The following is a 14591-nucleotide window of genomic DNA, read 5'->3' on the forward strand; positions in this document are numbered from 1 at the left end:
CCCATTGATACCACTGTGAGTCCTGCACCTTAAGGTCACTTGCCTATATTCTAGTACCAATATAAAAAAAGTGTGGTTATTAATGCATAAACCGATTATAAGTGAATAAGAATACATTTACGAATACGTATAGTTATTACTTCACCTTAGTTCGGGATAACAAAGCAAAAAGGATTTCGATGAATCGTAATGTCTGGCTTTTATCACTTTGCCAAGCTCTATTAATGACGGGAAACATATTGCTTGTTTCTGTTATCGGTTTAATTGGTAAAGAAATATCCCCAAGCCCAAGCTTGATAACCCTACCCGTTGCTCTACAGTTTTTAGGGCTAATGGCTGCAACCATTCCAGCCTCATTGATCATGGGCAAAATAGGTCGAAAACGCGGGTTTAGTATCGGTAATCTTGTTGGCATTTCCGGTGCTTCATTAGCCACCTATTCTCTGATGAACCAAAACTTCTTTCTATTTTGTTGCGCCACTTTCTTATTAGGTATCGGCATCGGCTTTGGAACCCTATACCGTTTTGCCGCGATTAAAGTCTGTGATCAAAGTGCGCGACATAGAGCGATTTCTATCTCTATGGCTGGCGGAGTCCTTGCCGCCATGCTGGGACCAAACCTCGCTATCTACTCGCAAAACTGGTCAGATAATGGACTCTATGTCGGCGCATTTGCCTGTTTGGTTCTATTAAACATCATCGCTTTAGCGGTTCTACAAACCATTAATTTTCCCAAACAACATAAAGAACACAGCAACGAAAAACCGGATGATCTAAAAACGATCATCCTCCAGCCAAATTTTCTCGTTGCGGTATTCGCTGCCATCGTTTCCTATGCAGTAATGAATATCCTGATGACCGCTACACCATTAGCGATGATTGGCTGCGGTTTTAGTTTTACTAAAGCAGCAGGGGTCATCGAATGGCACGTACTTGGCATGTATGTGCCCGCCTTTTTTACGGGTAGGCTGATTGAAAAATATGGTGCCAGAACCATGATACTGATGGGCGGCATTCTGTTTGTCTGTTGTGTTGCCATTAATATCCATGGTCAGTCAATTTGGCATTTTAAGACCGCACTGGTACTACTAGGAGTCGGCTGGAACTTTATGTTCATTGCCGCAACAGGATTATTCAGCCAATCGTATTCGGTACATAACAAGTCAAAAGCTCAGGCCTTTAATGAGTTTTGTGTCTTTAGTTGCGTTACCGTTACCGCGCTGCTTTCTGGTTGGCTAGAGTCAACCATCGGCTGGCAGAAACTAAATCTTTATGTGCTACCTTTTGTTATTGCTGTAATAGTCGTATTTATACGACAAGTAAAAAAGGCTAGGTTTGAAGCTAAAGCCACTAAAACCTAACCTTTTCATTTAGCTTGCAGCTAAAGAATAATTTGCCACTGTAAATTGATATTTATAGCACGGTAATTACATCGTCCATCGCTAAACGCGCTTTTGGCAAACCATGGTTATAATCTTGCTCATCTTTGTGGTAACCCATGGCTAGTGCCACGTCACACACATAGCCATCTAGCTCATCTTTAAAAATTTCGCCAATCAGCTCAGAGTCAACACCTTCCATTGGAGTAGAGTCAATACCCAGCCTAGCCAGCACATGCATGGTGTTACCTAATGCAATATAAGTCTGAGATTTAGTCCAGTTGCCGTTAAAGCCACTCTCATCTGTGTTGGCTTCAACAAAAGTAAATGCACCGTTTAACATGGTGTCGAACATATCTTGTGGTAAGTGACCTGAGGTTACTTCTGCATCAACCACTCTCTTATACTGCTCTTTATCAAAACGAGGATTATGAGCGAACAAAATAGTATGCGACGCTTCTTTAGCATGTGGTTGATTAAACTGATGCTTGTTAGCAAACGTATCGTGAAAACGCTGTTTAGCCGCATCACTTTCAATGATAATAAATTTCCATGGTTGAGAATTAATAGAAGAAGCAGATAAACGAATCGCCTCCTTAATCACATTCATATCGTCTGCTGAAATACGTTTTTCTGCATCATATTTTTTAGCGGTATAGCGATTATTAAGATCTTGAATAATTTGATGAGACACCTTGCTCTCCTAGTTACAATTTTAAAAATAGCGCGCTCAGTTTTATAAATGCCGTTATGCGCGAATTGCCTTTGCAACAGATAGTATGAGAAATACTAAAAGAGAGAAAGTGCCAAAATAGACAATCATTATGGACATATACATCCATAATAACTCTCTATAACCGCCGTCTTTACAGGTTTTTAGTAGTAGAAGTATAGAATAGTAGAATTAGAGAATAGTAGAAAAAGATTGCAGAGAGATGCAACAACAGAGGGGCCGAATGTTTAGCCGCACTCTGTTCTATTTCATCATTAACTAAGGTCGGTTAAAGGAATCCTGACTGGCTTCGCTTTTCCTGTCCAAAATAATTGGCTAGCTATTTGCTCCGCTAATGCCATATATATATGTGAATGCTCACTATCTGGACGAGATACCACTGTTGGTTTTCCTTTATCAATATCCTCTCGCATACTGATATGTAATGGCACCTGTGCGAGCAATTTTGCTGAAAATTCCTTGGCCATTTTAGCAGCACCATTGGAACCAAAAATATGTTCTTTCTCACCACAATGACTGCATATGTGATAACTCATATTTTCAACAATACCTAATACTGGTACATCAACCTTGTCAAACATAGCGAGCCCTTTGCGAACATCAGCTAATGCAAGATCTTGTGGCGTCGTCACAATAATTGCGCCAGTAACCGGTATGTTTTGAGACAAGGTTAACTGAACATCGCCCGTACCCGGCGGCATATCAATCACTAAGTAATCAAGTTCTGGCCAGTCAGTTTCATTAAGCAACTGTCCTAACGCTTTAGAAGCCATAGGACCACGCCAAATAGCCGCTTCCGACTTATCAACAAGGTAACCAATCGAGTTAGTGTGGAGACCAAAAGATTCAATCGGGATCATGTACTGGCTATCACGAACATCTGGTGTTTGATCTTCTTTCCCCAGCATCATAGGAACAGACGGACCGTAGATATCCGCATCCAGCAAACCAACACTTGCTCCTTGCGCTTTTAACGCTAATGCCAAATTCACGGCAGATGTTGACTTACCAACACCTCCTTTAGCAGACGTAACCGCAATAACATTTTTAACCGTTGCCAGCTCTGATTTAACCTGTGTCTCCATAGCAACCACATCAGTGACCAAGCGGATAGAAGAACTGTCTTCGGCTTGACTGTCTAACCAATGTTGCAATGACTCCATCAAAGAGTTCGATACAAAGGGAATTGAAATTAAAATCTCACCACTTTTAAGTAACTTAACAACGCCATCATGCTCACTCCAGTTTTCAATTAACAACGGATGTTGAAACTGATTTAACCAGTGACATAACGTCTGCTTCGAATCAAATGTAGCCATGTTTCTCACTCCTAGCTTAGGGCTGCTACTTTTATGTAAACGGTTGACGGTGTTCCATGCTAACACCACCACGACATGATCAAAACCATTAATATATTAAGGAGATTAAAGCCGACTCAAGCATCTGAAAACTATTTTTTCACCCAGTTTGGCGCTTTCCCTTCTTGGAGTACGCTTGCTCATAAGGTAGTATTGGTTCCTATTTTCTTCTTCCAACTAAAGCGAATTATTAAGTATGGCAACTGATCCAAGAAAACTTTTGGTAACTTGTGCCCTTCCGTACGCTAACGGCTCCATCCACCTAGGACATATGCTTGAGCATATTCAGGCAGATATTTGGGTACGTTATCAGCGACTAAGAGGCAACTCGGTAAACTTCATCTGTGCAGACGATGCTCACGGCACACCAATAATGCTAAAAGCACAGCAGATGGGAATAACACCAGAAGAGATGATCGCTGCGGTAAGTGAAGAACACCAAAAGGATTTTGCTGGCTTTGATATTAGCTTCGATAACTATCACAGCACGCACAGCGACGAGAACCGTGAGCTGGCATCACTTATTTATCTTCGCCTAAAAGAGAACGGCTTTATTACTAGTCGTACTATCTCTCAACTGTTTGATCCAGAAAAAGAGATGTTCTTACCGGACCGCTTTGTAAAGGGAACTTGCCCTAAATGTAAGTCTGAAGAACAGTATGGCGATAACTGTGACAACTGCGGTGAAACTTATAGCCCAACGGATTTAATCAATCCTAAGTCGGCGGTTTCTGGCGCAACACCAGTAATGAAAGACTCTGAACACTTCTTCTTTGATCTGCCACAATTTGAAAGCATGCTAAAAGAGTGGACTCGCTCAGGTTCATTGCAGTCGGAAACGGCGAACAAAATGCAAGAGTGGTTCGAATCAGGATTGCAGCAGTGGGATATTTCTCGCGACGCACCTTATTTTGGATTCGAAATTCCAAGAGAGAAAAATAAGTTTTTCTATGTTTGGTTAGACGCGCCTATCGGCTACATGGGTTCTTTTAAAAACCTATGTGACAAACGTAGTGATCTCGATTTTGATGAATACTGGAAAAAAGACAGTGCGACAGAGCTTTACCACTTTATTGGTAAAGATATCGTTTATTTCCACAGCCTATTCTGGCCTGCCATGTTAGAAGGCGCCGGTTTCCGTAAACCAAACAATGTGTTTGTTCATGGTTATGTGACGGTTAATGGCGCAAAAATGTCTAAGTCAAAAGGCACCTTTATCAAGGCTGCGACTTATCTAGAACACCTAGACCCTGAATGTCTGCGTTACTACTATGCCGCTAAGCTCAATAGCCGTATCGACGATTTGGATCTAAACCTAGAAGACTTTACTCAACGCGTAAACTCTGACGTGGTTAACAAGATTGTTAACCTAGCCTCACGTAATGCTGGCTTCATTAGCAAACGCTTTGACGGCAAGTTATCTGCGAATTTCGCTGAACCAGAGCTTTATCAAGAGTTTGTTGCTGCTGCTGATAATATTGCAGAACTTTTCGAAAGCCGCGAGTTTAGCCGCGCCATTAGAGAGATCACCGCATTAGCGGATAAAGCAAACCAGTATGTCGATGAAAAAGCACCTTGGATTGTTGCTAAGCAAGAAGGTCAAGATCAACAGCTTCAAGACATCTGCTCTGTGGGAATTAACTTATTCCGCGTATTAATGACTTACCTAAAACCAGTAATGCCAGAGCTTGCTAGCCGTACAGAAGCTTTCCTAAATCAAGAGCTGACTTGGCATGCTATCGCAGAGCCATTAACCGATCATGAAATTACTAAGTTTAAGGCTTTGTTTAATCGCATCGATCCGAAGAAAGTGGAAGCCATGGTTGAAGCATCAAAAGAAGATGCAGCAGCGGAGAAAGCGGCTGTTGAAAAAGCGGCTGAAACAGAACTTAGTAAAGATCCTATTGCCGATGAAATTGAGTTTGATGATTTTGCAAAAGTAGATTTACGCATTGCTAAAATTGTCTCTTGTGAAGAAGTGCCAAAAGCCAACAAGTTATTAAAACTTCAGCTGGATATTGGCGGTGAAACTCGTCAAGTATTTGCTGGTATCAAATCTGCCTATAAAGCTGAAGAGCTAGTTGGAAAACACACTGTCATGGTGGCAAACCTGAAAGCACGCAAGATGAAGTTTGGCATGTCTGAAGGTATGGTTTTAGCCGCTGGTCCTGGAGGTGAAGAGCTGTGGATTTTAGAACCTCATGAAGGGGCTAAGCCAGGAATGCGTGTAATGTAATCCTATTACTCTGCGATTTAAACCACTTACATCTGTAGGTGGTTTTATTTTGCAGTCGCTCTTTATTAATACTAAGAGTCTTAATTAATACTGAGAGCCCAAAAGCAGAAAGCCCGCATACCATAAGGTTGCGGGCTTTTTTATTCGCTACAGAAAATCAATCAATATTAATGATCATCTTCTGTAAAGTCGGTCGGTAACGAAAGTTTCATTTCGTTCCAAATCTGTCCACTCGCTAGACCGTAGCTTCTGATCACCAATGGCAATTTATCTCGATCGCCGTTTTGACACACTTCTAGCAGCTCACTGTAAAAAGAGAGAGCCAGAGAGCGTGATTCAGGATTGGAGAAATAGAAATTTCCAACACGGTCATACAGTTTTTTCAATCCATTAAATATCAAACCATAAATCTGGTTACCGGAATGGAATGCCAATCTCTGGAACAGCATGTAATCATAAAAGTTAAACGTCTTAGCGATTAGCATCGATTGACGTTTTTTCTCATCTTTCTCGCCATCGTCTTTTATCATTTGAGAAATCTTCTCACCATAAGGTGACGTCGCGATAAAAGAATCCCAAGACTCTGCTGCCAACAAACTTTCACACGACTCGATAACACTCTGAATAGTGCGCTCAGATGTCTCTTTATTGGCTTTAAATGCGTAGCGCATAAAAATTGGACTAATGTTAGAACGTGCCGCAAGTAAATCTTCAACAATGCCAGTGGCATTATCTGCATCCAAGGTCATCAATGTATCTAAAATATGCAGACCAGAGGTCTCCATAAACTGATTCACTTTGGTTGGTTTGCCATGTTGAATTGTCAACCAGCCATCTCTTGCTAATCTTTGAAGGACTTCACGCAGCGTAGTACGTGTTACTCCGATAAGTTCTGACAGCTCACGCTCTGCTGGTAAAATGGAACCGGGTGCAAAGCGACCATTCCAGATACTTTCAATAATGTATTTTTCTGCAAATCCTGCTGGACTTTTTGCCTTAATGACCATGTATTAATTTATCCGAATCGTTTTTTTAAGGTCGAATGACTCATCATACCACTAGTTATATACTCAAGTAACCTCAAGATGCTTGTTCTGCGAGAATTTATTGACTTCTAATCAAGGCACTGATTTGAAGCCATAGTTATTCTACGGTAAGAATCCGTAACACATAAAATGAGCTGCGCAACACATCTCGTCTTGGTAATAAAATCAGTAATCAAATTTTTATCTAAATATATTAATTCAGTCACATTTTGAAACATCTTCAGCCTCGCTATTTCGCTATTATGCAACCAAGCAGCATCAATGTAACCAACTGATTTTATTGCAACTATTATCGAAATCTAACATCTCGGTGTGTGAGCTAACATAACCTTAAGAAATTTGTAAGAATTCGTAACCTTCCATGCTATGCTATGCGCGTTTTGTTTGTAGTATTAGGAAAATTTTACGTCTTTAAGAATTTAAATGAGTCAAATTCTTAAAAATGGAAGAGCCTAATCGGATAGTAATAAACAAGACATGGAGTGTTTGCCTATCTCGATAGTACTAGTTATAAATACCGCTTTTAAAGCTTCATTTATAACCGCAAAGATGTTGTCCATAATGGATTGGTTTAAATAATAACAACTAAACGCAAGCATACTTTACGTAAATTTTAAATATTAAGAGTATTACCATGCCGATTTCACTCGGAAACGCTTTTATCAAGAACTTTCTTGGTAAAGCACCTGACTGGTACAAACTTACCATTGTCGCTTTCCTAGCTATTAACCCAATTGTTTTCTTTTTATTTGACCCATTTTTTGCCGGTTGGTTGTTGGTGGTTGAATTTATCTTCACTCTCGCTATGGCCCTAAAATGCTACCCTCTTCAACCGGGTGGTTTGCTAGCGATTCAAGCCGTTGCCATGGGGATGACCTCTCCTGCGCAAGTGATGCATGAAATTGAAGGTAACTTAGAAGTATTATTACTACTGATCTTTATGGTCGCTGGTATCTACTTTATGAAACAGCTATTGCTGTTTATCTTTACCAAGATATTGCTGGGCATTCGTTCAAAAGCGCTGCTTTCTGCGGCTTTCTGTTTTACCGCTGCCTTTCTTTCTGCGTTTTTAGATGCATTAACCGTAATTGCCGTTGTTATAAGTGTCGCGGTTGGTTTTTACTCTATTTACCACAAAGTGGTTTCTGGTAAAGGTTCAAGCTCGTCTCATGACCATACGACTGACGAACACCTCTCTGAACTGACGCGTGATGACTTAGATAACTACCGTGCATTCTTGCGTTCTCTATTAATGCACGCAGGGGTAGGTACAGCACTCGGTGGTGTAACTACTATGGTTGGAGAGCCACAAAACTTAATCATTGCGGATCAAGCGGGTTGGTTATTTGGTGAGTTTATTATTCGCATGTTGCCAGTGACGCTACCGGTATTTATCTGCGGCATGATCACGTGTGTATTGGTTGAGAAATTTAAAGTCTTTGGCTACGGCAAAGAGCTACCAGAGCATGTACGTAATATTCTCAATGACTACGATACGGCAGAAAAGAAAAAACGCACCAAACAAGATGTTGCCAAATTATATGTTCAAGGCGCTATCGCTATCTGGTTAATCGTTGGCTTAGCACTGCACCTTGCAGCGGTTGGCTTGATTGGTCTGTCTGTCATTATCTTAGCAACGGCATTCACTGGGGTGATCGAAGAGCACTCCCTTGGTAAAGCATTTGAAGAGGCACTGCCCTTCACCGCACTACTGGCGGTGTTCTTTGCTATCGTTGCGGTAATCATAGACCAGCACCTATTCGCACCAATTATTAACGCCGTGCTAGAGATGGAAGGTGATGCTCAGTTAAGCATGTTCTATCTCGCCAATGGTGTTCTTTCTATGGTTTCAGATAACGTGTTTGTTGGTACTGTATACATTAATGAAGTGAAAACAGCATTGATTGAAGGACGCATCACCAGAGATCAGTTCGATCTATTGGCTGTCGCCATCAACACAGGTACAAACTTACCTTCTGTTGCGACACCGAATGGACAAGCTGCATTCCTATTCTTGCTGACTTCAGCCTTAGCTCCACTGGTACGTTTATCTTATGGCACCATGGTTTATATGGCACTGCCTTATACCATTGTGTTGGCGGTTGTGGGTCTATTTGGCATTGCCTACTTACTCGACCCTATGACAGCATGGATGTACGACATGGGTTGGATAACGCACCATATCGCGACAGCGGCGGATGCGGTAAGTTCATCTGCACATTAATGGTTGCACTAATACATTGAACTAATTAATAATTAAAAGCTCTGAATTATCAGAGCTTTTTTATTTAGGACGGAAATTGTGAATTTTTTACACCCTGTTAAGTTGTTCTCCAAATCGCGACTCTCTTGGTTTCTACTTTTTCTTTTTAGCTTTTTCTTCTTATTGTGTGCGCTCTATTTTCAGCACGGCATGAACCTTGAGCCTTGCGTAATGTGTATATACGAACGCGTGGCCATGATCGCCATTGGCTTTGCTGCTCTGCTGGGTATGATTAAACCAAACAACACCTTTTTCCGCTGGGGAGGGTTAATTGCATGGGGCGCTTCCGCATATAAAGGCCTAACATTAGCAATGGAACATGTGGGCTACCAAACGAATATCTTTGCCACTTGTGAACCGTTACGATTTCCAGAATGGGCGCCGCTAAATAAGTGGGTTCCTTGGTACTTTGAAGCACCGGGAAATTGCAGCGAAATTGTCTGGCAGTTTGTTACGCTCTCAATGCCACAATGGTTGGTGATTATCTTTGCTGGAAACTTGATTGCCCTAGCGATAGTGGTTATTGCACAGTTTACAAAAAGCCGTCGCCTATTCAGTTAAGCAATTGCCGGTAACGCGGCTTGATATCTCTATAGCAATAAACAGAAAAAGACGTAAATGGGATTATCCATTTACGTCTTTTTTATAGGCCATTTAGCTACTTAGCACAACACTGTTTAAACTTTTTGCCACTACCGCAAGGGCAACTGTCGTTACGACCAACATCTTTATATGGATTAACACTTTGCACCTTGCCCCCCACCATTAACTCGTCTGCCGCTAACGCCACTTCCATGATCATGCTATCCAGTTGTGGAACCATATCACCCAGTGAAGGTGGTTGTTCAATGCCTGCTGACTTCATCTCAGATTGTGTCTGTTGTTCATCGATAACAAGCATAAAAGTCGTAAGCAAGGCTTGCAGCATCCGCAACGCCCCGTCATTTAAATTCACATCATGGTATTGAGGCTCAATACTAGGCCATACTGTCAGAAAGCCTTGCGAAAATGCCAACAAAGCTTCTTCGTCTAAATCCCCAATGCAATACTCACTACGCTGTAACAGATTGTGTTGCTGGTTTATATGAGGTACCAGCAGAGCGGTAACTTCAGCACTTTCAACACCAACATCCAAACACCATGATTCTGGCGATAATGGTTTTACTGCTAAATTGGACGCCAATACTGCCCCTTCAAGAAAAACCGCAGACTCTCCCTGCCAATCTTGAGGTAAGGTTAATAACTTCATACTAGATTACTTAATAATGTTTAATGTGCAGAGTATATCAGACTTGGGTTTAATAACATTCCTAGGTACAATGCCCGCCCACATTTAAGCGAGTTATAAACATGCGAGTCATACTTGGCCCTATGCAGGGCGTACTTGATCACTTAATGCGCGAGATTCTTACCGAGATCAATGACTATGATCTCTGCGTGACTGAATTTGTGCGAGTTATCGATCAAAAATTACCTGAGCATGTGTTTACCCGCTTATGCCCTGAGTTAAGCACTGGAGCAAAAACGGCTTCCGGCACTCCGGTTCATGTTCAATTGCTTGGTCAAGAGCCAAACTGGATGGCAGAAAATGCCATTCAAGCTCAAAACCTAGGGGCTAAAGGCATTGACCTCAACTTTGGTTGCCCGGCAAAAATGGTGAATAAAAGTCGTGGCGGCGCTGCGCTTCTGAAAGACCCTCAACAAATCTACAAGATAGTAAAAGCTTGCCGAGATGCTGTTGATGAGCAAATTCCTGTCAGTGCAAAAATTCGCCTTGGATGGGATAACCCGAACGACTGCTTTGAGATTGTTGATGCGATAGAGCAAGCAGGCGCAGATGAAATAACCATCCACGCGAGAACCAAAGCTGGAGGTTACAAAGCCGACCAAATAAAATGGAGTTACATAAAAGAGATCAAACAACGCACATCCGTACCACTTATTGCGAATGGTGAAATTTGGAATTACCAAGATGGTCAAGCGTGTATTAACACAACGGGGGTTGATTCTCTGATGGTCTGCCGCGGTGCATTCAATGTTCCTAACTTAGGCAACGTCGTTAAACACAATCATCAAGCGATGAAATGGCAACAAGTCGTGGCGCTGTTATTACGTTACTCTCAATACGAAATTAAGGGTGATAAAGGCTTATATTATCCAAATAGAGTAAAACAGTGGTTAGCTTACCTGCGTAATGAATACCAACAAGCCGATGATCTTTTTCGAGATATTAGGAAGTTTAACAAGGCCGCCCCTATCGTGGCACATATTGAGCAGTATCAAGCTCAAATATAGTATTTAACCGCCTTGTTGATAACGCCACCCCGCCATTAAATTGGCGAGGTAAACATGGGCACTAACGCCCATGTTTAAAGTTTTAATTAAGTAGCAGGCTATCGTCTGCCAACTCTTCGCCTCTTACTTTCGAGAACATCTCTAATAAGTCAGGCACACGCATATTGGCGCGTTGATCCCCTGCCACATCCAGTACAATTTCTCCCTGATGAAGCATAACGGTTCTGTCCCCACACGCGAGTGCATCTTTCATTGAGTGAGTAACCATCATTACCGTCAAGTTAAACTCTTTAACGATCTTATTGGTTAAATCAATGATAAACGCGGCCATGCGCGGATCCAGAGCGGCGGTATGTTCATCCAAAAGAAGTAACTTACTTTCGGAAAGCGTGGCCATCACTAAGCTGACCGCTTGACGTTGTCCGCCAGACAGCAAACCAATGTTGTCCCCGAGCCTATCTTCTAATCCTAGGCCTAATATACTGATTCTTTCCTGAAAGAGTTTACGTCTTTTACTGGATAAACTGTGATGCCAACTGCGACGTTTCCCTCGCATATAAGCGAGAGCCATATTCTCTTCTATGGTTAAGTCTGCACAGGTACCCGCTAAGGGGTCTTGGAATACTCTGGCGCATTGACTCGCACGTTGATCCACCGTTTTACGTGTCACGTCTAGATCATCAATACGTACCTTTCCGCCTACCATAGGCGTTTCACCCGTTACAGCCCCAAGCAAGGTTGATTTTCCGGCCCCATTAGAACCAATCACCGTTAAAAACTGGTGTTCTGGAACTTCAATAGAGACGCCTCTTAATGCTCGGTTTTCTAAAATGGTACCAGGATTAAACGTAACCTGAATATCGTCTAAATGGATCATGCTACTTCTCCTGATTGTTTAGCCTGCTTAGATACAGCATCACTCTTTGCCGGCTTTGCCACCTTTTTTGCTTTGAGGTTTCCTTTTACTTTTGGCGCGATCAATGCCACCGCCACCAACACCGCAGTGACTAAATTTAAATCTGATGCTTGCAGACCAAACATGCCAGAGCTCAATGCAAAGGCTACCGCTAGACGGTAAAGCACCGAACCAACAATAACTGCCACTACCGCAATCCAAATCTTGCGGCCGGGAATAATAGTCTGACCTAAAATAACAGCGGCGAGTCCAACCACGATGGTTCCCACCCCAGAGGTAACATCAGCAAAACTATTGGTTTGAGCAAATAACGCCCCCGCGAAACCAACAAATGCATTGGATAACGCCAAACAGAAATAGGTATAAAAAGAGGTACTTGCACCTTGAGAACGCACCATTCGTGCATTAACACCAGTGGCCCGCAGCCCTAGACCAAAGTCACTATTAAGCAGTCGAACTATAAATATCGCGGAAAGTAATACCAAGATACCCACCACCAACGGGCGAATATAGACCGTATCACCGAGAGATTCGAATGGTGTAAGAATGGTATCGGAACCCAGTAGAGCAATATTTGGACGCCCCATGATACGGATATTAATAGAGAACGCCGCAATCATAGTGAGTATCGATGCCAGTAGATGCAGGATGCCACACTTAACAGCTAAAAATGCCGTGACTAATCCAGTCATTGCGCTTGCGAGGATTGCTAACAATGTAGCGATCCAAGGGTCAATACCGGCAACAATAGCAGTGGCGGCTACCGCGGCTCCCATTGGAAAACTACCATCCACCGTAAGGTCAGGAAAGTCCAACACCCTAAATGTTAAATATACACCGAGGGCAACTAATCCGTAAATCAGTCCAATTTCCAGTGCGCCAAAAAATGCAAAAGCAGACATACCTACTCCTTCTCTGCTTACTTCAAATCACTCGAACAACATAAATATCGAGTTATTTATTTAACTTAACCGCCCCAAATTAGGGGCGGTTAAGGTTGTAGCTTGTCGCCATAAAAAAATGACGTTTACTTAATCTCTGTTGCACGGTCCAGAACAGACTGCGGGATAACAATGCCAAGCTTGTCTGCAGCGGTTTTGTTGATCACAATATCAGACCCTTTCGCAACGCGTACTGGAATGTCACCCGGATTTTTTCCTTGAAGAACATCAGCAACGTAATCGGCAGTTTGCACACCAATTTGGTAGTAATCAAAGCCTAGAGCGGCAATAGAACCGGCATCAATGTATGTCGTCGTCGCAGCAAATACAGGTGTTTTTGCTTGATTCGCAGCAATAGTCATACCTTCAATAGCACTTGCAACGGTATTATCAATCATGGCGTAAATGACGTCAGATTTTGCAGAGATAGCTTGTGTCGCACTCTGTACATCTGCACTTTTCAGTGCTGTAGCTTCAACCAGTTCAAGACCGTGTTTCGCTACACTCTCTTTAAGCAGCGTCATTAAGCTAATTGAGTTAGCTTCACCCGGGTTATAAACCACACCGACTGTTTTTATGTTTGGTAGAATCTCTTTCATTAACTCTACATGCTGCTCAATTGGAGACAAATCAGAAAGGCCCGTTACATTCTTACCTGGTTTTTCTGCGTTACTGACCAATTTAGCGCCCACGGGATCCGTTACGGCAGTAAATACGATTGGGATGTCACGAGTAGCGGAAACAAGCGCTTGCGCTGTTGGAGTGGCAATACCAACCAAAACATCGGGTCTTTCACCAACATACTGACGTGCTATTTGCACCGCAATGGCAGGATTTCCCTGTGCTGTTTTGTAATCAAATTCTAAATTTTTACCTTGTTCATAACCTTTGGCTTTTAGTCCATCAATTAAGCCTTGGCGAGTTGCATCTAGAGCTGGGTGTTCTACAATTTGAGAGACAGCCACTTTCACGGTTTTTGCAATAACACCTGTAGAAGATAGCAATGCTACTCCAGTCAAACATGCCGTTGCGATAATTCTGCTTGCCTTCATCTTAACTCCTTGATCAGCAATTTTTTAGTTTCAATCCTGCAAATAAACTTTTTTATTTCTCACGTTGTACGCATTTATTTACGATACGTAAACATTTTTACCAGTATCAGCCTCAGAATGGAAGAAGCTTTTTAAATTATTGTTAAAAAATAGAGGATTTACTCGGTAGATTGACAGAGGGGCTGAATAAAATAGTGGATAATTATTCATTTCCCATAGGTTATGCCTTTAGCGCAAAAGCAGCGATAAGCAAGAAAGGGGCGATAAAAACACCAAAAAAGAAAAGAGTCTCAGTAGAAAATTGACATCAATAAAAATTCAATACAGCCGTATTAAAAACAAAAACAGGACGCCTTAGCGTCCTGTTTTTCG

At 42.1% G+C, this 14591-nt stretch carries 12 protein-coding genes; 5 read left to right on the forward strand and 7 right to left on the reverse strand.

All coding sequences use genetic code 11. The annotated features are described in order from the left end of the window. The first annotated feature begins 179 nt into the window (after positions 1-179). On the forward strand, positions 180-1361 hold the full coding sequence (locus tag F0227_RS09315) for an MFS transporter (RefSeq protein WP_171752922.1): 1182 nt from the start codon (positions 180-182) through the stop codon (positions 1359-1361). Between the two features lie 52 nt (positions 1362-1413). On the opposite strand, the gene F0227_RS09320 is transcribed toward F0227_RS09315, so the two are convergent. Both F0227_RS09320 and apbC read right to left on the reverse strand, forming a co-directional pair. Continuing rightward, entirely contained in the window at positions 1414-2073 is a 660-nt protein-coding gene (locus tag F0227_RS09320; protein ID WP_171752923.1) for an NAD(P)H-dependent oxidoreductase, read from the reverse strand. Positions 2074-2366: 293 nt separating this feature from the next. Next, a complete protein-coding gene (gene apbC, locus F0227_RS09325; protein ID WP_171752924.1) occupies positions 2367-3431 on the reverse strand; it encodes an iron-sulfur cluster carrier protein ApbC in 1065 nt (354 codons plus the stop codon). Positions 3432-3666: 235 nt separating this feature from the next. On the opposite strand from apbC, the gene metG reads away from it, so the two are divergent. Then, entirely contained in the window at positions 3667-5706 is a 2040-nt protein-coding gene (gene metG, locus F0227_RS09330) for a methionine--tRNA ligase (protein ID WP_171752925.1), read from the forward strand. 167 nt (positions 5707-5873) lie between these two features. On the opposite strand, the gene fadR is transcribed toward metG, so the two are convergent. Beyond that, positions 5874-6713 carry a fatty acid metabolism transcriptional regulator FadR gene (gene fadR / locus F0227_RS09335; RefSeq protein WP_171752926.1) on the reverse strand — a complete coding sequence of 280 codons (840 nt, stop codon included), beginning with the start codon at positions 6711-6713 and terminating at the stop codon, positions 5874-5876. Positions 6714-7386: 673 nt separating this feature from the next. On the opposite strand from fadR, the gene nhaB reads away from it, so the two are divergent. After that, positions 7387-8976 carry a Na(+)/H(+) antiporter NhaB gene (gene nhaB, locus F0227_RS09340; RefSeq protein ID WP_171752927.1) on the forward strand — a complete coding sequence of 530 codons (1590 nt, stop codon included), beginning with the start codon at positions 7387-7389 and terminating at the stop codon, positions 8974-8976. A 78-nt stretch (positions 8977-9054) separates the two neighbouring features. Beyond that, positions 9055-9576, forward strand: a complete 522-nt coding sequence (gene dsbB, locus F0227_RS09345) for a disulfide bond formation protein DsbB (protein ID WP_171752928.1) — start codon at positions 9055-9057, stop codon at positions 9574-9576. Positions 9577-9673: 97 nt separating this feature from the next. Here dsbB and F0227_RS09350 read toward each other — a convergent pair whose 3' ends face one another. Next, complete coding sequence (locus F0227_RS09350; protein WP_171752929.1) at positions 9674-10264, reverse strand: SEC-C metal-binding domain-containing protein; 591 nt, start codon at positions 10262-10264, stop codon at positions 9674-9676. A 101-nt stretch (positions 10265-10365) separates the two neighbouring features. Here F0227_RS09350 and dusC point away from each other — a divergent pair, with 101 nt between their 5' ends. Then, the gene (dusC, locus tag F0227_RS09355; RefSeq protein WP_171752930.1) at positions 10366-11310 is read left to right on the forward strand and encodes a tRNA dihydrouridine(16) synthase DusC; all 945 of its coding nucleotides are present in this window, start codon (positions 10366-10368) and stop codon (positions 11308-11310) included. Positions 11311-11392: 82 nt separating this feature from the next. Here the strand turns inward: dusC and F0227_RS09360 are convergent, their stop codons facing one another. The 3 genes from F0227_RS09360 to F0227_RS09370 all read right to left on the reverse strand — a co-directional run bounded on the left by F0227_RS09360 (position 11393) and on the right by F0227_RS09370 (position 14219). Further along, complete coding sequence (locus F0227_RS09360) at positions 11393-12187, reverse strand: ABC transporter ATP-binding protein (protein ID WP_171752931.1); 795 nt, start codon at positions 12185-12187, stop codon at positions 11393-11395. Then, the gene (locus tag F0227_RS09365; RefSeq protein WP_171752932.1) at positions 12184-13128 is read right to left on the reverse strand and encodes an ABC transporter permease; all 945 of its coding nucleotides are present in this window, start codon (positions 13126-13128) and stop codon (positions 12184-12186) included. The genes F0227_RS09360 and F0227_RS09365 overlap by 4 nt, the downstream gene beginning before the upstream one ends. 125 nt (positions 13129-13253) lie before the next feature. Next, positions 13254-14219, reverse strand: a complete 966-nt coding sequence (locus tag F0227_RS09370) for an ABC transporter substrate-binding protein (protein WP_171752933.1) — start codon at positions 14217-14219, stop codon at positions 13254-13256. Positions 14220-14591: the final 372 nt, after the last annotated feature.

The organism is Vibrio sp. 99-8-1 (genome assembly GCF_013114595.1).
GTDB lineage: Bacteria > Pseudomonadota > Gammaproteobacteria > Enterobacterales > Vibrionaceae > Vibrio.

Bases quoted from the DNA above. Each gene is read 5' to 3' on its own strand.
- F0227_RS09315 (WP_171752922.1), top strand. From the start codon at position 180: ATGAATCGTAATGTCTGGCTTTTATCACTTTGCCAAGCTCTATTAATG.
- apbC (WP_171752924.1), bottom strand. From the start codon at position 3,431: ATGGCTACATTTGATTCGAAGCAGACGTTATGTCACTGGTTAAATCAG.
- metG (WP_171752925.1), top strand. From the start codon at position 3,667: ATGGCAACTGATCCAAGAAAACTTTTGGTAACTTGTGCCCTTCCGTAC.
- fadR (WP_171752926.1), bottom strand. From the start codon at position 6,713: ATGGTCATTAAGGCAAAAAGTCCAGCAGGATTTGCAGAAAAATACATT.
- nhaB (WP_171752927.1), top strand. From the start codon at position 7,387: ATGCCGATTTCACTCGGAAACGCTTTTATCAAGAACTTTCTTGGTAAA.
- F0227_RS09350 (WP_171752929.1), bottom strand. From the start codon at position 10,264: ATGAAGTTATTAACCTTACCTCAAGATTGGCAGGGAGAGTCTGCGGTT.
- dusC (WP_171752930.1), top strand. From the start codon at position 10,366: ATGCGAGTCATACTTGGCCCTATGCAGGGCGTACTTGATCACTTAATG.
- F0227_RS09360 (WP_171752931.1), bottom strand. From the start codon at position 12,187: ATGATCCATTTAGACGATATTCAGGTTACGTTTAATCCTGGTACCATT.
- F0227_RS09365 (WP_171752932.1), bottom strand. From the start codon at position 13,128: ATGTCTGCTTTTGCATTTTTTGGCGCACTGGAAATTGGACTGATTTAC.
- F0227_RS09370 (WP_171752933.1), bottom strand. From the start codon at position 14,219: ATGAAGGCAAGCAGAATTATCGCAACGGCATGTTTGACTGGAGTAGCA.